The organism is Flagellimonas flava, from assembly GCF_900129665.1.
Lineage (GTDB): Bacteria > Bacteroidota > Bacteroidia > Flavobacteriales > Flavobacteriaceae > Flagellimonas > Flagellimonas flava.
Map to the genome: position 1 here is coordinate 378090 of NZ_FQWL01000003.1, position 18820 is coordinate 396909.

At 43.8% G+C, this 18820-nt stretch carries 18 protein-coding genes; 11 read left to right on the plus strand and 7 right to left on the minus strand.

What is annotated here, in order from left to right; all coding sequences use genetic code 11:
• Window positions 1–5 precede the first annotated feature (5 nt).
• Window positions 6–1718, plus strand: a complete 1713-nt coding sequence (locus tag BUC10_RS11260) for a DUF1501 domain-containing protein (RefSeq protein ID WP_073179613.1) — start codon at window positions 6–8, stop codon at window positions 1716–1718.
• Window positions 1719–1802: 84 nt separating this feature from the next.
• Here BUC10_RS11260 and BUC10_RS17845 read toward each other — a convergent pair whose 3' ends face one another.
• Complete coding sequence (locus BUC10_RS17845) at window positions 1803–1967, minus strand: hypothetical protein (RefSeq protein ID WP_165614889.1); 165 nt, start codon at window positions 1965–1967, stop codon at window positions 1803–1805.
• Between the two features lie 165 nt (window positions 1968–2132).
• On the opposite strand from BUC10_RS17845, the gene metG reads away from it, so the two are divergent.
• The 5 genes from metG (at window position 2133) to BUC10_RS11285 (ending at window position 8755) form a co-directional block, all read left to right on the plus strand.
• Window positions 2133–4214 carry a methionine--tRNA ligase gene (metG, locus tag BUC10_RS11265; RefSeq protein ID WP_073179615.1) on the plus strand — a complete coding sequence of 694 codons (2082 nt, stop codon included), beginning with the start codon at window positions 2133–2135 and terminating at the stop codon, window positions 4212–4214.
• 76 nt (window positions 4215–4290) lie between these two features.
• On the plus strand, window positions 4291–6417 hold the full coding sequence (locus BUC10_RS11270) for a Tex family protein (RefSeq protein ID WP_073179617.1): 2127 nt from the start codon (window positions 4291–4293) through the stop codon (window positions 6415–6417).
• A gap of 7 nt (window positions 6418–6424) precedes the next feature.
• Complete coding sequence (locus BUC10_RS11275) at window positions 6425–7327, plus strand: histone deacetylase family protein (RefSeq protein ID WP_073180110.1); 903 nt, start codon at window positions 6425–6427, stop codon at window positions 7325–7327.
• A 138-nt stretch (window positions 7328–7465) separates the two neighbouring features.
• Entirely contained in the window at window positions 7466–8197 is a 732-nt protein-coding gene (locus BUC10_RS11280) for a phosphatase PAP2 family protein (protein WP_245812820.1), read from the plus strand.
• Window positions 8198–8233: 36 nt separating this feature from the next.
• A complete protein-coding gene (locus tag BUC10_RS11285) occupies window positions 8234–8755 on the plus strand; it encodes a ferritin (protein WP_073179621.1) in 522 nt (173 codons plus the stop codon).
• Window positions 8756–9006: 251 nt separating this feature from the next.
• Here the strand turns inward: BUC10_RS11285 and BUC10_RS11290 are convergent, their stop codons facing one another.
• Entirely contained in the window at window positions 9007–9432 is a 426-nt protein-coding gene (locus BUC10_RS11290; protein WP_073179623.1) for a hypothetical protein, read from the minus strand.
• Between the two features lie 137 nt (window positions 9433–9569).
• Complete coding sequence (locus tag BUC10_RS11295) at window positions 9570–9902, minus strand: single-stranded DNA-binding protein (RefSeq protein ID WP_073179626.1); 333 nt, start codon at window positions 9900–9902, stop codon at window positions 9570–9572.
• Window positions 9903–10646: 744 nt separating this feature from the next.
• On the opposite strand from BUC10_RS11295, the gene BUC10_RS11305 reads away from it, so the two are divergent.
• Complete coding sequence (locus tag BUC10_RS11305; RefSeq protein ID WP_245812821.1) at window positions 10647–11318, plus strand: 3-keto-disaccharide hydrolase; 672 nt, start codon at window positions 10647–10649, stop codon at window positions 11316–11318.
• A 20-nt stretch (window positions 11319–11338) separates the two neighbouring features.
• Here the strand turns inward: BUC10_RS11305 and BUC10_RS11310 are convergent, their stop codons facing one another.
• From BUC10_RS11310 to BUC10_RS11325, 4 genes are all read right to left on the minus strand, one after another.
• Window positions 11339–11776: a PH domain-containing protein gene (locus tag BUC10_RS11310; protein ID WP_073179632.1), complete on the minus strand. Its 438-nt coding sequence runs from the start codon at window positions 11774–11776 to the stop codon at window positions 11339–11341.
• Window positions 11777–11850: 74 nt separating this feature from the next.
• Window positions 11851–14040 carry a xanthine dehydrogenase family protein molybdopterin-binding subunit gene (locus BUC10_RS11315; protein WP_073179634.1) on the minus strand — a complete coding sequence of 730 codons (2190 nt, stop codon included), beginning with the start codon at window positions 14038–14040 and terminating at the stop codon, window positions 11851–11853.
• Window positions 14037–15554, minus strand: a complete 1518-nt coding sequence (locus BUC10_RS11320) for a CRTAC1 family protein (protein ID WP_084732629.1) — start codon at window positions 15552–15554, stop codon at window positions 14037–14039. Before BUC10_RS11320 ends, BUC10_RS11315 begins: the two co-directional genes overlap by 4 nt.
• Window positions 15555–15685: 131 nt before the next feature.
• Window positions 15686–16441, minus strand: coding sequence for a LytTR family DNA-binding domain-containing protein (locus BUC10_RS11325; protein ID WP_073179636.1), 756 nt, complete (start codon window positions 16439–16441; stop codon window positions 15686–15688).
• Between the two features lie 158 nt (window positions 16442–16599).
• On the opposite strand from BUC10_RS11325, the gene BUC10_RS11330 reads away from it, so the two are divergent.
• The 4 genes from BUC10_RS11330 (at window position 16600) to BUC10_RS11345 (ending at window position 18790) form a co-directional block, all read left to right on the plus strand.
• The gene (locus tag BUC10_RS11330) at window positions 16600–17439 is read left to right on the plus strand and encodes a methylated-DNA--[protein]-cysteine S-methyltransferase (RefSeq protein ID WP_073180112.1); all 840 of its coding nucleotides are present in this window, start codon (window positions 16600–16602) and stop codon (window positions 17437–17439) included.
• 7 nt (window positions 17440–17446) lie between these two features.
• Window positions 17447–18148 carry a 2OG-Fe(II) oxygenase gene (locus tag BUC10_RS11335; RefSeq protein WP_073179637.1) on the plus strand — a complete coding sequence of 234 codons (702 nt, stop codon included), beginning with the start codon at window positions 17447–17449 and terminating at the stop codon, window positions 18146–18148.
• A 1-nt stretch (window position 18149) separates the two neighbouring features.
• Entirely contained in the window at window positions 18150–18395 is a 246-nt protein-coding gene (locus BUC10_RS11340; protein ID WP_073179638.1) for an Ada metal-binding domain-containing protein, read from the plus strand.
• 119 nt (window positions 18396–18514) lie between these two features.
• Window positions 18515–18790, plus strand: coding sequence for a hypothetical protein (locus BUC10_RS11345; RefSeq protein WP_131819071.1), 276 nt, complete (start codon window positions 18515–18517; stop codon window positions 18788–18790).
• Window positions 18791–18820 lie beyond the last annotated feature (30 nt).

Consider the following 18820-nt stretch of genomic DNA (forward strand, 5'->3'; position numbering starts at 1 on the left):
ACATCATGTGCGATACTCACCACAATCACAATACATCACCACATAAAGGCCTGGAACACGATGGCCACGATTTAGAACACAAAACATGGAGCAGACGTTCCTTTATCCAAGCATTGGGTATAGCCGGCTCTGGGTCCATGTTTTTGGGAAGCAATATGCTTTCAGCTTCAGCTCCATCTCCCTTCACTTCTGCAATTGCAGATGCTGAAACCGATAACATCCTGATTCTTATCAGACTTTCAGGAGGTAACGATGGACTGAGCACGGTTATTCCCATCCAACAATATGATACTTATGCTAACGCAAGACCTAACATTTACATCCCAGAAAGTAAGGTCCTAAAACTTACCGATGATTTTGGTATCCCTACCTATATGAATGCCGTGGAACCCATGTGGGGAGACGGACAGTTCAAGGCCGTACACGGGGTAGGTTACGAAAATCAAAGTTTGTCCCATTTTACAGGTTCGGATATCTATGCCAATACGGATTTGACCACGACAGGTTTTACCGGATTGAATACAGGATGGATGGGCAGACATTTTGAACAATGTTACCCGGATTACCTGATCAATCCGCCTGAAGCGCCAGCGGCAATCCAAATCGGAAATCTTTCCAACTTGGTTTTCCAAGGTGAAGAGACCAATTACGCTTTCGTGACCAACAATATTGATCAGTTGGAAGAAATTGCGGAAACAGGTTTCTTCTACGATATTGAAAATGCGCCGTTTGGCGATTGTATGTATGGAGACCAGTTGCGCTTCTTGAGAGGTGTTGCCAACACCACTTACGAGTACGCAGGTAAAATACACGATGCCTACGAAAGGGGTCAGAACCAAGTAGAGTACCAAGACAATGGCTTTGCCAGACAATTGGCTTTATTGGCCCGTTTGATAAAGGGAAATTTGGGCACCAAAGTGTATATGATTTCTATGGGTGGATTTGACACCCACGGGAACCAGCCTTTGGCCCATGAGCGCTTGATGACCAATCTTTCCATAGCGGTGAACAACTTCTATGAAGATTTGGCCTTTACAGAGCAAGATGATAAGGTATTAAGTATGACCTTCTCCGAGTTTGGGCGAAGAATTTTTGAAAATGGTTCCAACGGAACAGATCACGGAAAAGCGGCTCCTACCCTTTTCTTTGGTTCCGGTCTTAACGGAAGTGCCTTCGTTGGTGACCATCCAGCATTGGATAGCCCCAACAGTAGAGGTAACCTTGAATACACCATGGACTTTAGGGATTTATATGCCACGGTATTGGCAGAATGGCTTTGTGTCCCCATTCCTTTGGTAGAGCAACACTTACTGGATCACCCTTACGCTCCAGTAGATCTTGGATTCAACTGTAGTGGGGTGGATTTCCCAGATATCGTTTATAGTGATGATCCGCCAACTTTGCCGGATACACCTCCTAGTCCTGATGGATCTGATCCCGATCCGGATGTCTTGAACACCATTGTGCACAGACCCTACTATCCTACAGAACGAACCCCACATATCTATTTAGAGATGCCTGTCGCGGCTCACGTGGACATTCAGTTGTATAATATTCTAGGGCAGAATGTGGGAACCGTTTTCAATGAGATGATGTTGGAGGGCTCCGCGGAGATCAACATTAGAGAGCGGATGCGCGATAGTTTGGCCACTGGAAAATACATCTATAGAATCCAAGTCGCCGATCAAAAGATGAGTAAATCGGTCATGATCATGTAGATCAGATTGTAACACATACATTCCAGAATCCTCCGATAGTGCGACCCACACCCCAATCTGGTTGCACCTTCGGAGGTTCCTTTTTTAAGCCGGTTTGGGCTTATCCCTATCGGTCTTAAATGCCAACTCCTTTTTTACCTTGTGGTTTTTGTCCTTATGGACCCTGGATATTTCATCCTGTCCCTCTTCGTTCAAAACTGTTTTTAGTTTTTCAAGCTTCTTGAATTTCTTTGGATTGCCAATACTCATAATTTTCCGATTTGTAGGTATATTCCTATACATAACAAAAGTGCTGTACTTTTATTTTCCAGAAAGCACTTTTTTTGACGCTGAAACCTCTTAAAAATCCTATTGGAAAAGGATGGAAACACTCTAACGAAATTCAGTATTTTTGAGGCTTAATTAGAATTATACATGTCCGAGAGCAATTCTCCATCACGATATACCATTACCGCTGCCCTTCCCTACACCAATGGCCCCATTCATATTGGGCATTTGGCGGGAGTCTATGTCCCAGCGGATATCTACTCCCGTTACCTTCGGTTACAAGGGCACGATGTTGCCTTTATATGCGGAAGCGACGAACATGGAGTGGCCATTCCCATGAAGGCCAAAAAAGAAGGGGTTTCCCCAAAGGAGATCATCGATAAGTACCATGGCATCATCAAACAGTCCTTTAAGGAATTTGGGATTTCGTTTAATAACTATTCCAGGACCTCTGCCGAAGTACATCATGAAACTGCCTCCGATTTCTTTAAAAAATTGTATGATCAAGGTGATTTCATAGAGGAGGTTACCGAACAACTCTATGATGAGGAGGCCAAGCAATTTTTGGCGGACCGTTTTGTTACCGGAACCTGTCCCCGATGTGGGTATGAGGAAGCCTATGGTGATCAATGTGAGAACTGTGGTTCTTCCTTAAATGCAACGGACCTCATCAATCCAAAATCCACGATTACAGGGGGCGTGCCAACCCTGAAAAGTACCAAGCACTGGTTTCTGCCCTTGGACCGCTATGAGGATTTCCTAAAGGAATGGATTTTAAAAGGCCACAAAGATGATTGGAAACCCAATGTGTACGGGCAATGCAAATCTTGGATCGATGATGGCCTAAAACCACGCGCGGTGACGCGGGATTTGGACTGGGGTATCCCCGTGCCTGTTAAAGATGGTGAAGGAAAGGTGCTCTATGTTTGGTTTGATGCCCCAATAGGTTATATCTCTTCAACCAAGGAATGGGCCAAGCGAGAAGGAAAGGAATGGGAACCTTATTGGAAGGACAAAGACACTAAACTGCTCCACTTTATCGGGAAGGACAATATTGTTTTTCACTGTATTATTTTCCCTAGCATGCTAAAAGCCCATGGTGATTTTGTGCTCCCGGAAAATGTACCGGCCAATGAGTTCTTGAACTTGGAGGGCAACAAACTTTCCACCTCTAAAAACTGGGCGGTTTGGCTGCACGAATATTTGGAGGAGTTTCCGAACATGCAGGATGTACTCCGTTACGCCTTGACGGCTAACGCTCCTGAGACCAAAGACAACGATTTTACCTGGAAGGATTTTCAGGCCAGGAACAACAACGAGTTGGTGGCCATTTTTGGGAATTTTGTCAATCGCGTTTCAGTGTTAACCCATAAATACTACAATGGAATCGTACCGGAACCTGCCAACTTTACCGAAGTGGATCGGAATACCTTAGAAGCCTTAAAAGAGTTTCCGAAAACCCTCAATAGCTCTTTAGACCGCTACCGATTTAGGGAAGCCAGTCAAGAGTTGATGAATCTGGCACGATTGGGCAACAAATATTTGGCGGATGAAGAACCTTGGAAATTGATTAAAACTGATGAGGAAAGGGTAAAGACCATCATGTATGTGGCCCTCCAAATTGCAACAGGATTGGCCGTCCTGAGTGAACCGTTCTTACCTTTTACCTGTGTTAAATTGAAGAACATTCTCAATATCGTTTCGAGTGATAGCGAGAAACCCCTATCATGGGATGCAGTCAGTTCAAAGGAAACCTTGCTTGCCTCCGGACATCAAATCAACAAAAGTGAATTGCTATTCCGAAAAATAGAAGACGCCGAAATCGATGCACAACTGGCCAAATTGGAAGCCACTAAAAAAGCCAACGAACAAATGGATAAGGAAACAGTGCCACAAAAGGAAACCATAACCTTTGACGACTTCACCAAACTGGATATGCGTGTAGGTACTATTCTTGAGGCAGAGAAAATGCCCAAAGCCAACAAACTGCTTGTATTAAAAGTGGATACGGGCTTGGATATCCGTACCATAGTTTCCGGCATAGCCGAAAGTTTTAAGCCCGAAGATATTGTTGGAAAACAAGTCACTGTTCTGGTCAATTTAGCCCCAAGGAAATTGCGGGGAGTTGAAAGTGAGGGCATGATTTTGATGACTGAAAACGCGGAAGGGAAATTGGTTTTTGTAAATCCTGATGAGACGGAGGTGGATAATGGCGAAGGTATTAGTTGATGGTTCCATAAGACTTTCATAAATCCCAATCTCATTTAAAGGTTTCCATTCAGGAACAATTAAAAGGTAAAAGTCAATGCAACTCATCCCCTACATCTTAAAGCACACACAACTTCCTGAGCAAAGTGTGGCCAATACCATCGCCCTTTTAAACGAAGACTGCACCATTCCCTTTATTGCCCGATATCGGAAGGAAAGAACGGGTAATCTGGATGAGGTTCAGCTTGGGTCCATCGTGCAGTTCAAAACCGCTTTTGAAGCTCTCGAAAAAAGAAAAGCAGCCATTTTAAAGGCCGTAGGGGAACAAGGTCTATTAACACCGGAATTGCAAACACGGTTCCAAAACTGCGAGGACCTTGCCACTCTGGAGGACCTCTACCTACCTTTCAAAAAGAGTAAAAAAACAAAGGCGGAGACGGCCCGTAAAAATGGGTTGGAGCCGCTGGCTAAAATCATCATGGCCCAGCGTAGCGATGCCATCGAGTTCATTGCTTCCAAATATCTAAATAATGCCATTCAAAATGAGGATGAGGCCTTGGAAGGTGCCCGACATATTATTGCTGAGTGGATCAACGAGCGTTCCGATATCCGAAATCAGTTGCGGAGCCAGCTAGAGCGTTTCGCACTGCTTTCGACCCAGGTCGTCAAAACCAAAAAAGAGGATGAAAAGGCTCAGAAATTCCGAGATTATTTTGACTGGAACGAAGCGTTGAATCGTTGTCCCTCCCACCGATTTTTAGCCATTTCAAGAGCCGAAAAAGAAGGCTTCATTCGGGTTAAAGTTGAAATTGACGATGAGAGGGCCATCGAAAAAATTGAGAGACGGATCATTAAGTCGCATTCCGATTGTGCTTCGCAAATCAAATTGGCCATCGCAGATGCCTACAAAAGACTGTTACTGCCATCCCTCTCCAACGAAATCCTAAAAAAGGCCAAGGAAAAAGCAGATACTGAGGCCATTCAAGTGTTTTCAAAGAATTTAAAACAACTTTTACTTGGAGCTCCCTTAGGTGAAAAACGGATTCTTGCTATTGATCCTGGGTTCAGAACGGGTTGCAAATTGGTCTGTCTGGATGCGCAAGGAGATCTAAAGCACAACGAAACCATTTACCCGCATGCTCCTCAAAACGATAGCAAAGGCGCCCTGAAAAAAATAAGTTCCCTTGTAGATGCCTACAAGATTGAAGCGATAGCCATTGGCAACGGAACGGCTTCCAGGGAAACCGAACGCTTGGTGAAACGAATTCCATTCAAAATCGATGTGGAGGTTTTTGTGGTGAGTGAGGCTGGGGCATCCATCTATTCGGCTTCCAAAATAGCCAGGGAAGAATTTCCCAATTACGATGTTACCGTGAGAGGGGCGGTATCGATTGGGCGAAGATTGGCCGACCCCTTGGCCGAACTGGTAAAAATAGAGGCCAAATCCATAGGTGTTGGGCAGTATCAGCATGATGTTGACCAAAACAAGCTAAAAACCTCCTTGGATACCGTGGTGGAAAGTTGTGTGAACTCGGTTGGGGTGAATATCAATACAGCCAGTGTGCCCTTATTGAGCTATGTATCGGGAATTGGTCCGAAGTTAGCGGAAAACATCGTTGCCTATCGCAATACAAATGGTGCGTTTACCAATCGCGATCAAATTAAAAAAGTGCCTCGTTTGGGTGGAAAAGCTTTTGAGCAGGGTGCTGGATTTTTACGCATTAAAGCGGGCGACAATCCCCTGGACGATTCGGCCGTGCATCCAGAAAGCTATGCCTTGGTGAAACAAATGGCCAAGGACAAGCAAGTACCGTTATCGGACCTGATCCGAAATAAAACCGTTTTGGAAGGTATCGATTTAAAAAAATACTGCACAGATACCATTGGCCTACCAACCTTAAAAGACATTTTGGAGGAATTGGAAAAGCCAGGTTTGGACCGAAGGGAGAAGGCTAAAGTGTTCACCTTTGATCAAAACATCAAAGAAATTACCGATTTGCGACAGGGACAGTTATTACCAGGCATAGTGAACAACATTACCAATTTCGGTTGCTTTGTGGACATAGGCATCAAGGAAAGCGGCTTGATCCATATTTCCAACCTCGCCAATACCTTCGTCAAGGATGTGAACGAGCATGTAAGCTTACACCAACAGGTCATTGTTAAGGTTCTCGATGTTGATATTCCGCGAAAACGAATTCAATTGGCTCTTAAGCAAAGTTGATTATTTGATGCTGAAAATCGCCTATCATCCCATCTTCAAGCATCCACTCCCGGAAGGACATCGGTTCCCGATGGTCAAGTATGAGCTTTTGCCCCAACAGCTCCTCCATGAAGGTACCTGTACTTCGGAGAACTTTTATACGCCGGATTTCCCCCAAGACGAAGTCATTTTAGCGGCCCATGATAGTATCTATTATGAAAATCTGGTTCAACTCAACCTAAAACCCAGTGAGGTTCGTAAAATTGGATTTCCCTTAAGCAAAGAGCTTGTTCAAAGAGAACGGATTATAGCCGACGGGACCCTCAAAGGATGCGAATATGCCCTAAAGCATGGCATAGCCATGAATATAGCAGGAGGCACCCATCATGCCTATTCCAACAGGGGCGAGGCCTTTTGCATGTTGAACGACCAAGCCATCGGTGCACAATATCTAATTGACCATAAGGTGGGCAGTAAAATCTTGATTGTAGATTTAGATGTCCATCAAGGAAATGGAACCGCTGAAATCTTTCAGGAAAACGAAGCCGTATTTACATTCTCTATGCACGGAAGAGGAAACTATCCCTTCAAAAAAGAAACTTCTGATTTGGATATCCCCTTGGAAAAAGGAACTTCGGACAAAGAATACCTATCCATCCTCAAAAAAACATTGCCCCAACTGCTGGAAAAAGTGCAGCCCCAATTTATATTCTATTTGTGCGGAGTAGATGTTGTGGCAACGGACAAATTGGGCACCTTGGGCATGAGTTTGGAAGGTTGTAGGGAACGAGATCGCTTTGTGCTTCAGGCCTGTAGAGACAATAAGATTCCCGTACAATGCAGCATGGGGGGCGGCTATTCCCCCGATATTAAAACCATAGTGGAAGCACATGCCAATACCTTCCGTCTGGCCCAAGAAATTTATTTTTAACTTTAATTCACAACCTAACGTTCTTCAGTCATGAGATTATTCTGCTTTTGTTTGCTATTATGCTTCGCCCTACCCCTGCAAGGTCAAGATCAAATTTATTCCCAACGAAAGAATACTTGGCAAAACTTCACCTATGATATGGGGAATGTTTTTGGGGGTATAGGACACTCGTATTCTAGACCTTTTCATTGGAATGGAAACGATTGGGCCAACTTCGGTTATCTTTCGGCAGGAACCCTGGCCTTATTCTTTGTGGACGACGAATTTGACCATTGGGTAGGTGGTTTTGAAGATGATGTTCCCGACCTATTGGTAGACTACGGGAACGAATACGGAAGCCCCGAAAACAATTATATGATTACTGGGGGTGTATACCTTGTGGGCCTCTTTACGAAAAACGAAAAATTACGTCGCACAGGGGTACTGTTAATATCATCTGCGACCGCTGGAGGTTTTTTACAGCAGGTCAGTAAACGTATTATTGGACGGGCAAGACCTAGGAGTGGGGACAGCTCGAATGTATACGACCCCTTTCATATTGATAGGGTGCGCAATTACGATTCCTTCCCCTCGGGCCACGCCATGTTGGCCTTCACCAATGCCTATGCCATTGCCAAACAGTTCAAGAATCCTTGGGTAAAAGCGGGAATTTACACCGTTGGACTCGTTCCTGGTTTTGCCCGTATTGTAGATGGGTACCATTGGATTTCAGATGTGGCTTTTAGCACAGTATTGAGCATTTTCATTGTGGAATCCATAGATAAATATCTTGATTCCAAGTACAATGAAAAATATAACAACCAAGCCAAAGCTGTGAGCTGGAACCTAAGTTTTGGACCTGGGACGATGGGGGTGGCTCTTCGGTTCTGAAGGGTTTCGTAATTTTGTACCTCTTAAATCAAAGACATGTTATCTAAAAAACTTGAAAAAGCGCTCAATGAGCAAATTCGAATAGAAGCTGAATCGTCACAGGTGTATCTCTCCATGGCATCATGGGCAGAGGTGAAGGGTCTGGAGGGCGTGGCCGGATTTATGTATGGCCATTCCGATGAAGAACGTATGCACATGCTCAAATTGGTCAAATATGTAAATGAGCGGGGCGGACATGCACATGTTTCGGAGCTTAAGGCACCAAAAACCGAATTTGGCTCGCTACAACAGATGTTTCAACAGCTCTACGACCATGAGATTTTTGTTTCCCAAAGCATCAATGAACTGGTGCATGTTACCTTACAAGAAAAGGACTATGCCACACATAACTTTTTGCAATGGTACGTGGCTGAACAATTAGAGGAGGAGGCATTGGCACGTACCGTACTCGATAAAATCAATCTTATAGGAAATGACAAGGGTGGACTTTATCTTTTTGATCGCGATATACAGCAAATCACTGTTGAAAGTGCCGCTTCGGACACCGCAGGGGAATAATTGTTGATAAATCTTTTATTTAGATTAAGTTAAAATAGTTATTTTTGGCCCATCGATTCTCGAAGATGGGGAAAAAGAAAAAAGATTTAAAGAAGAATTCTAAGGCCTTATTAAGGGAACTTCCTTTGACCAATTGCAAGATTAAATGTTGCAAAAAGTATAAAAAGGGTGAAAATAAACGCTGTAAGCGATGCCCATGTTTTGACCTGCTGAAAAAAGTAGCATAAAAAAACCGCCATTAGGCGGTTTTTTTATTGTTCCTTACCTTTCTTCTTTGGCAAATGTTGCACCACCTTGCTTTCCAACTGACCAAATAGGTCATCGTTATCTGATAGTGATAGGTACTCCCTTGCCTTTTCCAAATAGAGTGGGCTATGGATGCAAGAGCCGTCACAAGCTTGTATATGCTCTTGATAAGCTTGTTTTTTTACCCGCATATAGACCAGATAAGCGGAAAAATTAGCTTTGCCCAACTGCAGTTCATAATTGCGCTGGTCCAACCAGTAATCCAATTCGTCCTGGGCACTCAGATTATGAAGTCCTTGCTCGTAGTGGGCATCGCGTTCCGCAAGGTTTTCGTAGAACCGTAATCCCTGGACATGGGCTCTCTCCTGCGACCAAGCCGTTAGGCTTAAACCGCTGATCAAGAAAACCAAAAGGACACGGGCAGTTTTCATAGCAATACCTTCTTTTATATTGGACGCAACACCACCCCAGTCGTTGCACCTACTTTCATTAAGTTATTGTTAAAATTGAGCAAAAACAAAGAAAAGGGGCAAGAGCTCCCTTTTCATCGATTATCCGTAAAGTTGAATTATTTACCCAACATTAAAAGTTCATTGCACTTAATCTCAGTAACATAGCGCTTTTCCCCCTCTTTGGTCTCATACGATCGATTGACCAACTTGCCCTCAATAGCCACTTCCTTGCCCTTTACAAGATAGTTTTCAGCAATCTCCGCGGTCTTGCCCCAGGCTACCACATTATGCCATTGGGTATCCGTAACCTTTTCGCCTTCAGCATTCTTGTAGGTCTCATTGGTGGCCACGGAAAATTTGGCCAATTTGCTACCGCTTTCCAAAATGACAACTTCTGGGTCGTTACCCAGGTTTCCAATCAATTGTACTTTGTTTCTTAGTGAATTCATGATAAAAATTTAGGTGTTAAACAGTTCATACTATCGAGCTTCATTGCATCGACAGGGCAAACGTATGGGAAGGAAAAAATGGGAATCGGTTGTTAAACGATTGCTTTCGTTTGTAAACGGATGTAGTCGGTTAAAAATGATAAATGTTACCGCCTACAGGGGTAAATCGCTTGATTCTTTTTCTGGTTCAGACGGGATTTTTCTTGGATTGATATCTTCTGTAGATCCAAACGGCCAAAAGGGCAACTATTGTTAAGCTAGCGCTTGATACTATTGCTGTAATTTCGTTTTGGGGTTCCATAATCAGGAAATGCGGATTTATACCCTGTAAGTTACAAATTTGTAATCGCTTTGTCCTACTCGATATATACCCCCTTATCGGTCTGTCCCTCTACTTTCCTTTCCAATTCTGGAAGAATTCTACAATAAGTATTCAAATCCCTCGTTTTGTAAGTGTATTCTTACTGGTTTAGTTAGGTTGATTTTGGGAAAGCAACTATAATAGAGTACAAACAATTATACATAGGGATAAAGGTCGCCATGCCTTTATCCTTTTTTTTTGTGATGTTTAAGTAGGCTCCGTGAAAAAAATCATCCTGGGACCAAAGAAAACTTTGGAATTCCTATTTTTAGGGAAAAGAAAAAATGATTCGCCATTCCTTCCTGATTGTATTTCTGCTCCTAATTTGTTTGACTTCCTGCAAGACCGAAAAAAAAGAAAGCCAAACCTGGCAAACGAAAAAATTGGCCATCGAAAGCCAGGTCCATAATCAATTATTGGACATTGAAAAAGAGCAGGGCTGGTCACTACTTTTTGATGGTGAAACCCTAAAGGGATGGCATCTTTATAATAATTCGGATTCTACCCAACTTTCGGCTTGGGAAGTAAGGGATGGTGCTCTTTTTTGCAACGCCACGGATGAAACCAGAGTTTTTGGTGATTTGGTGACCGATAGGGAATATGAAAACTACGAACTGGTATTTGACTGGCAAATGGCCCTTCGTGGAAATGGCGGGGTTTTTATCAATGTACAGGAGTCTCCTGAATATACCGCCACCTATAAGACCGGACCAGAGTATCAATTGTTGGAACCCGCCCACATGGACACCAAAACCCCTTTAAAACGGCCAGGATGTCTATGGGGTCTTTCTCCCCAGCTGAACCAAGTTGAAGCTAATCCCACAGGACAATGGAACACCACGAAAATTGTCCAAAAAAATGGAGAAATAGAATTTTATCTGAATGGAAAACTCACCGCCAAAGAAGATTTGACTTCGAATGAATGGAGGGAAAAAATCGCAGGGTCAAATTTTAAGGATTCACCGGCATTTGGCAAGGCCACGAAGGGAAAAATTGCGCTCCAAAACTGGTATTTTGAGGCCTGGTTTCGAAACATGAAGATTCGCGAGCTTTAAGAAAATAGAAACCTCTAAAGTCAGGTTGCCTTGCCACCTTGGCGATCGCTTGTCTTATACCGAACCTCAATTTCCGGGTTGATTCGCCTCAAATGCTCAATCAATCCTGATTTATCCTTTGGAGATATTAAGATGTCCTTGTTTGCCCCGTAAACGACATTAAGTCGATCCAAGGACACGGCGGGACCGCTAATCAGACTACTGGTTTCCGAAATCCTGATGATTGTACCAATATCTATTTTCTTACGAACCAAAAAACCACATTGGACATGCAACCAGTTTCCATCAATTGTATAATGCGTAGTAGCAAAAAGGTATAAAATGAATATCAACACGGCCAAATTGATGCCTATAGCGGGCCATATTGGGGGTGATAGTACTGGAACCAAGGAACCAATAAGTACCACCAGAATAAATCCCAGTAACCCAATTCCAATCTTTGAAGGATACTTTTTCATTTTTAGTCCATGTAGTTTGCGAAAGTTCCGGCGCAAACGAATACTACCGTACTTTAAAGTTACCTAAAAACGAATTACAGTTGCCCCATAATCGGTAATTTCCTTAGTCGCTTTCCCGTAGCTGCGAAAATAGCGTTGGCCAAGGCGGGAATCGCTGGTGGCAACGGAGGCTCCCCCAAGCCCCGGGGCGGCAAATCGTTTTTAATGAACTCCACGTACACATCCGGTGCATCTTTCATTCTGATCCACGGATAGTTATGAAAGTTGGATTGCTCTGAAGCACCATCCTTAAAACTAATCTCCCCATACAACGCGGCACTAAGTCCCTCCAAAATACCACCTTCTACCTGCGCTTGCGCGCCTGAAGGATTCACCACGATTCCGCAATCCACCACGGCTTCGACTTTCAGTATTTTCAAATTATTGGTATCATCCACTTCAACAGTAACCACTTCGGCTATAAAAGAACCTGCCCCCTTCCGGGCCGCAAATCCCCTGCCCTGTCCTTTGGGCAACGGAATATCCCAGTTGCTATTTTGCCGCACCTTCTCAATCACATGGATAAACCGGGTAGCATCAAATTCGTAGTCCCCCACCACGGGAACCATTCGTGCCGGACCAATAAATTTTAAAAAATAATCTATGGGGTCCATATTATGTGCATGGGCCAGTTCATCCAGAAAGCAGTGCACTGGAAAGGCATTCGCTGAAGCAGCTACGGCCCGCCATTGGCCCAAGGGAATATCGCTCAGCACATGACCATACTCCAGTTGAAGGTTGGGTACAAAACCTGCTGGGAAATCGTACTCATCAATTTCTGTGCCCGCAGGACCCCCTTCCCTACCCAAACTCGTTTTACGGGACGCATTGGCCAAAATATGCTGCCAACCTGTAACGCTTCCATCCGAATCCAAGGAAGCTGCCACTTTATGAACACTGCCTGGACGGTACCAATCGTGCATAATATCGTCTTCCCGTGTCCATGTGAGCTTAACCGGTTTTCCCATTTTTTTGGACAGAATCGCGGCATCCATTGCGTAGTCCACGTAATACCTTCTACCAAATCCACCCCCGATTCTTGGAATATGAATTTTGATTTGTTCAGGTTCCAATCCAAATAATTTGATCAATCCATTTTGCAGTGCCTCCGGATTTTGGGTAGGTGCCCAAACCTCGCAAACATCCTCTCGAAAATAAACCGTACAATTCATGGGTTCCATGGTGACATGTGCCCAAAACGGAACTTCATAAATGGCTTCCTTGTGGGAAGCAGAATTTCTCTTCGCAGCTTTGATATCCCCATCTTTCCGCTCTATGGTTGTATCTAAAAGTTGGTTATGGAAACGCTGGAACAGCTCCTCTGAGTTTTCGTTCCTCAATCCTTCGTTGTCCCATTCCACCTCCAATCTTTCAGCTCCTTTAAAAGCTGCCCAGGTAGAATCGGCCACCACGGCAACCCCATTCACAAAATTGGGGCTGTTAGGAGCCAAAAGTCGGCCACCGTACTCCGCATTGTTCAGTTCAATGACCTCCAATACTCCATGCATCCCCTTGGTGGCGGTAGCATCAAAATGTTTTACGCGGCCTTCAAAAACAGGGTTTTTTCGTACCGAAGCGTATACCATATTGGGTAATTTTACATCGATTCCAAAAGTGGATGATCCCGTGACAATCTGGTCCAAGTCGGTTTGCGGGGTAGCCTTGCCTACAATATCATAGTCCTCCATGGATTTGAATTCGACCTCTTCTGGCAATTCTACCAAAACGGCTTCTTTAAGCAAAGCTTTAAACGGAACGGAATCTCCCGATGCCTTATGAATAATCTTATTGTTTTTTGCGGTGAGTTCAGCTGCAGGTAGCTGCATTTGTTTTGAGGCCGCTTCAATGAGGGCATACCTTACCTGGGCACCGGCCTTCCGCATTAAATCCCAATTAAGGATGATGGCATAACTGCCACCGGCCCATTGTTCATCATACTTTTTGTCAAAATCGGCCTGATCTATCTTGACCTTGTTCCAATCGGCTCCCAATTCTTCAGCCAAAATCATGGGTAGGGATGTTTTTACACCCTGGCCAATCTCGGGGTTTTTAGCAATCAGAGTTACCCATCCATCGGTATCGATTTTAATAAGTGGCGAAAACTCATGGGACACAGCAGGCTCCTTTTCGGTAAGACAGGATTGCAATTGTACCCCAACAAGGAGGGCGCCACTTGCCGTTGCCGTTAGTTTGATGAAATTCCTGCGTTGCATTGTTACTTTCATTGCTCTATTTTTTTGATTTCTTTGTTCTCTTCCAAGTAATAGATTGTATCTACATCCAAGTTTGAAAATGATTGTTGCATGCCGGAGGGCCAATTAACCTCCAATCTCTCAATTTGCTTGCTGGTTGGAATCCCAAAATGGATTTCAGGAGCATTTTCACTGCCATATCCTGTTTCCCGAATTGCATATCGGGTCTGTTGACTTCCATTTTTTATGGTAAGGGTAAGCCAGCTGCCTATACCGAAGGTATTCGAGGCAGTTCCCCTCAGTCTAATTTTTATCCATTGATTGGATTGGTTTTGGTTGAGATAGTAGTCGTTGGGTTCTGCTTCCCCTCCCCAGTTACAGACATAGAAATCTAGATCACCGTCATTGTCAAAGTCGCCATTGGCCGTTCCTGCGGAAATATGGGGGTCAACCGCTGGTAAAGGGTGGTACTCCCTTTGAAACGCTTCATTTGGAACTCCTGAAAACAAAAAATTCTGAATTTCTGGGTAGCCCTCCGTGCCATTGGCCACATATAGGTCCAAAAAGCCATCGTTATTAAAATCCCCCCAGGTTTGCCCCTTGGAAGGGCGATGGATTTCATAAGCAATGGCGTTGTCCGTTAGTTTTTTGAAAGTTCCATCGCCTTGGCTATGGTATAAGGCATTTTCGTCCTTAATCGATACATTGGTGACATAGATATCCAAATCGTGATCATAGTCATAGTCGACAAGTGACACACCATATGAAGCATTTAATTCTTCAACCCAAATCCCCTCTTTCTGTTCCGAGAAAGATTCCTTTCCAGAATTGAAATACAGGTAATTCCGATGCTTTGCAGTGACCCTCCCATTTTCCTTCGTAACAAAATTGGCCACGTACAGGTCGGGGCTACTGTCCCCGTTTAAGTCGCCCCATACGCACGACCTTCCATCCCCTTTATTGCCTATCCAAGGTCCTTTTAAAACACGTTTAAAGCCATTTTTACCTAAATTCTGATAGAGCTGGTCATCTTCGCCATCCCTGTTTACCACAAAAACATCCATGTCTCCGTCCAAATCATAATCACACCAGCACGCGCCGGGTGAATTCGTCAAATCTGAGGTCAATTCCCCCGCATTGGATTTAGTGAAATTCCCTTTACCGTCATTCAGATAAAGTAAATTGGGTGTTCCGAATTGGGTAGTGAAAAACAGGTCTAAATCATAGTCGCCGTCCACATCAACGGTATGCACTGACTCGCTCCACGCCGCCACACTGTTTTCTGCGACAAACACTTGCTTAAATCGATTCCCATAGTTGAAATGAATGGCATTTCCCAGGAGTTTCAGGGAATCAACCTGATTGGCCACCACAATGTCCAGGAAACCATTTCCGTCCAAATCGGCTACCGCAACCCCTCTTGATCCCTGTGGGATACTGTCCAAATTCTGTGAATTAAATTGGAACTCCTGCCCAGTTACTTCGCACAGAAAGAAACCTAAAAAACAGAGATAAATACAGGAAAGCCCATAACACCGTTTGCTCATAACAGAGAAGGATAGATTGATGAATTATCTCGGTCAACTATGCCCGAAATCTTATCTCATAAACTTACCCAATACTTGAAAAGATGATGCACCCTTGCAGTAAACGGTCAGGGTTTTGATAGTGAATGGCGTTAATAGGTCCGGTCCTTGAAAAACCGCTTGACCTCCTTGATGTAATTTTTACTCACCCGTTTGCGGGTACCATCCTTCATGACCACCTCAAGCGTACTCCCATTTCCCCTTGCCAACTCGGAAACTTGTTCCAAGTTGATGATGGTGGATCTATGGATTTTTTGAAAGGTCCGGTCGGGGAGCACCTCCAAAAATGATTTCAAGGGTCTTCGCATCACAAAAACCCCTTCGGAAGTAAAGAGTTTGGTATAATAGTTCTCGGCGGCCAAAAGGTGAATCTGTGAAGGTTCACAGAATACTGTATTTCCTCCCCTGGTGAGTTCCAATAGCAAAGGAGGATCCTGTTTTTCATGCTCCGAAGTTTTAAGTTTATCAATGATAAACCATACCAGTCCCAGATCAATAAACGTCCAAAAGATGAAAAAATAACGGTATACGCCAAATTTAGAGCCTTCCAAGTGCAAATAGGGACTTGCATTTGAACTCAACCAAAAGAACCATCCAAAATGAAGCACAATTAAGATTAAGCTGGCGGTTATCAGCAAGAAAAGGTTGTTTTTTATATTCCTACTCCACTTTTCCAACCCTTGCAATGCCATAAACCCTAACAACCAAGGCATCCAAATGCCAACTTGCCAGAGTACCACCTGGTATACTTCCACCTGGTCCCTTGTGGCATATTCCCGCCAATAAATCAATAGTCCGAGGATAGAGGCAATGACAATGATAAGACCTGTAAAATTTCTAATTTTCATCTGATGCCGAGCATTTGCATAAAGTTACTAAGTCCTTTTAATTTTTCCTCCTTTTTAGAATCCCTTGTTAAATTTACCATTGGGTATCATGTCCGCAAGAATCGGGTTTTAACTCCAGAATGGCCTTTATAGTTTTGACCCAGCAAAATGAGTACATCATGAATGAACAGGAAAACATCAATTACGAACGAATCGCAAAGGCCATTGCCCATATCAAGGATAACTTCAAGGAACAACCTTCCTTGGATGAGATTGCCGAACAGGTGCATTTGAGCCCCTATCATTTTCAACGCATGTTCAAGGAGTGGGCTGGGGTTACCCCGAAACAGTTTCTAAAATATACAAGTGTACAGCATGCCAAATCCCTTTTGAAGGAAACCAACGCCACGCTTTTTGACACTGCCATGGAAACCGGACTCTCGGGTCCAAGCAGATTGCATGATCTATTTATATCGATAGAGGGCATGACGCCAGGGGAATACAAAAACGATGGCGAAAATTTGACCATTAATTACAGCTATGCCCAAAGTCCGTTTGGATTGGTCACAATTGCTTCTACTCCAAAAGGACTCTGCCATATTGCCTTTATTGACGATGAGGAAAAAGGGCTGTACGAACTAAAACAACAGTTCCCTAGAGCTACCTATCACCAACGGGTAGACCAAACCCAGGTGAACGCGCTAATGATCTTTGCCAACGATTGGAGTCAGATTCCCAAGATTAAACTGCATTTGAAGGGGAGTGACTTTCAGATAAAAGTTTGGGAATCCCTCTTAAAAATCCCAAAAGGACAACTCTCAACCTACGGGGCCATTGCTAAGGAAATTGAGCAGCCCAAAGCTTCACGAGCCGTTGGCACCGCAATTGGAAACAATCCTATTGCCTATTTAATTCCCTGTCATCGGGTAATCCAATCCTCAGGACAACTGGGAGGGTACCGCTGGCATCCCACGCGAAAAACGGCCATTATAGGATGGGAGTCGGCCCAAACTCAATAAGCAGGCTATGGAATATATCAAGAAAAACGATTGGGACGAGCTACAAAATAGCTTGTCCCAAAAGGGGTATGCCCTCATGGAAAATGTTCTAACCCCTAATGCATGTGAGACCTTAATTAAGGATTTTGGGGTAGACCAGCTGTATCGTAAAACGGTAGAGATGGAGCGCTATCGATTTGGATTGGGTACGTACCGGTATTACACCTATCCACTTCCAGATGTAATTGCAGCTATTCGCGAACAGGTCTACCCAAGACTTGTGCCCATAGCCAACCAATGGATGCAGCAATTAAAAATGGGTGTTTCGTATCCAGAACAACTCATTAAACTAAAGCAGTTGTGCGAGGAAAAAGGACAAAATTTGGCCACTCCCTTAATCTTAAACTACGGAAAAGGCGGACATAACACACTACATCAAGATCTGTACGGGGAAGTCTATTTTCCCATGCAGGCCGTCCTTTTTTTGAATGATCACAGTAAGGATTACCAAGGAGGAGAGTTTGTACTTACCCAACAAGTTCCCAGAGCCCAAAGCAAACCTATTGTCTTGCAACCGAAGCAAGGATCCATGCTGGTTTTCCCAACCAATTATAGACCGATATTGGGAAAAAAAGGGCACTATAGGGCTACCATGAGGCATGGTGTTAGTGAGGTTCATTCCGGTGAGCGTTTCACCTTGGGGATTATTTTTCATGATGCGGCTCAGTAAAATGTTTAGGCATGATCAGCTGTCCAAACCCGAATTGTTCCATTCCCTGAAACACAGAAAAATCAAATGGGCAGGAAACCGAAAGCTCAAAATCTACGGGACTTTACAATGTGGGTCAGGAAAGCGAATGAAAATGGAAAACCGAGTGTTTTTTACTTCGGAAGAAGAAGCTATTCACAACGGATATAGGCCTTGTGGACATTGTATGCGTAAAGCATACCTATCATGGAAGAATACCAAGCTTTAGAACCTGATCATCCTGAACCGCAAGATTCGGATTGCATACAGGTTGGGTTTGAACCAACTTGCCTTCTAAATCTGACCTTCATGAAATTCTTTTTTGTTTTCCCTCTAATCCTATTTCATATGGGATACTGTCAACTCCCTGTTGCAGAACAACTACAACTAATCGAAACCTCAGAACACTTGGACGACCCCTATGATCTAATTGGGGAACTTCAATTGTTACAAGCCCACGACAACCTAGCCTTAATCACCTTTTCCAAGGCTTCGGGGGAGTTGTTGGACTATTGCAACACCAATAAGGAATCTGTTTTGATAGATTTACAAACAACTGGATTCCAAAAGCGTTTTTTTGTGGTGCTTGTTGACAAAAAGGCCATTTTCTATTTAGACAACTAGTTCTCTTTTTAATCGAACAAATGAAGGTTT

Excerpts from the sequence above, each read along its gene's own strand:
- BUC10_RS11260 (WP_073179613.1), top strand. The coding sequence starts at position 6 with ATGTGCGATACTCACCACAATCACAATACATCACCACATAAAGGCCTG.
- BUC10_RS17845 (WP_165614889.1), bottom strand. The coding sequence starts at position 1,967 with ATGAGTATTGGCAATCCAAAGAAATTCAAGAAGCTTGAAAAACTAAAA.
- metG (WP_073179615.1), top strand. The coding sequence starts at position 2,133 with ATGTCCGAGAGCAATTCTCCATCACGATATACCATTACCGCTGCCCTT.
- BUC10_RS11270 (WP_073179617.1), top strand. The coding sequence starts at position 4,291 with ATGCAACTCATCCCCTACATCTTAAAGCACACACAACTTCCTGAGCAA.
- BUC10_RS11275 (WP_073180110.1), top strand. The coding sequence starts at position 6,425 with ATGCTGAAAATCGCCTATCATCCCATCTTCAAGCATCCACTCCCGGAA.
- BUC10_RS11280 (WP_245812820.1), top strand. The coding sequence starts at position 7,466 with ATGGGGAATGTTTTTGGGGGTATAGGACACTCGTATTCTAGACCTTTT.
- BUC10_RS11285 (WP_073179621.1), top strand. The coding sequence starts at position 8,234 with ATGTTATCTAAAAAACTTGAAAAAGCGCTCAATGAGCAAATTCGAATA.
- BUC10_RS11290 (WP_073179623.1), bottom strand. The coding sequence starts at position 9,432 with ATGAAAACTGCCCGTGTCCTTTTGGTTTTCTTGATCAGCGGTTTAAGC.
- BUC10_RS11295 (WP_073179626.1), bottom strand. The coding sequence starts at position 9,902 with ATGAATTCACTAAGAAACAAAGTACAATTGATTGGAAACCTGGGTAAC.
- BUC10_RS11310 (WP_073179632.1), bottom strand. The coding sequence starts at position 11,776 with ATGAAAAAGTATCCTTCAAAGATTGGAATTGGGTTACTGGGATTTATT.
- BUC10_RS11315 (WP_073179634.1), bottom strand. The coding sequence starts at position 14,040 with ATGAAAGTAACAATGCAACGCAGGAATTTCATCAAACTAACGGCAACG.
- BUC10_RS11320 (WP_084732629.1), bottom strand. The coding sequence starts at position 15,554 with ATGAGCAAACGGTGTTATGGGCTTTCCTGTATTTATCTCTGTTTTTTA.
- BUC10_RS11325 (WP_073179636.1), bottom strand. The coding sequence starts at position 16,441 with ATGAAAATTAGAAATTTTACAGGTCTTATCATTGTCATTGCCTCTATC.
- BUC10_RS11330 (WP_073180112.1), top strand. The coding sequence starts at position 16,600 with ATGAATGAACAGGAAAACATCAATTACGAACGAATCGCAAAGGCCATT.
- BUC10_RS11335 (WP_073179637.1), top strand. The coding sequence starts at position 17,447 with ATGGAATATATCAAGAAAAACGATTGGGACGAGCTACAAAATAGCTTG.
- BUC10_RS11340 (WP_073179638.1), top strand. The coding sequence starts at position 18,150 with ATGTTTAGGCATGATCAGCTGTCCAAACCCGAATTGTTCCATTCCCTG.
- BUC10_RS11345 (WP_131819071.1), top strand. The coding sequence starts at position 18,515 with ATGGGATACTGTCAACTCCCTGTTGCAGAACAACTACAACTAATCGAA.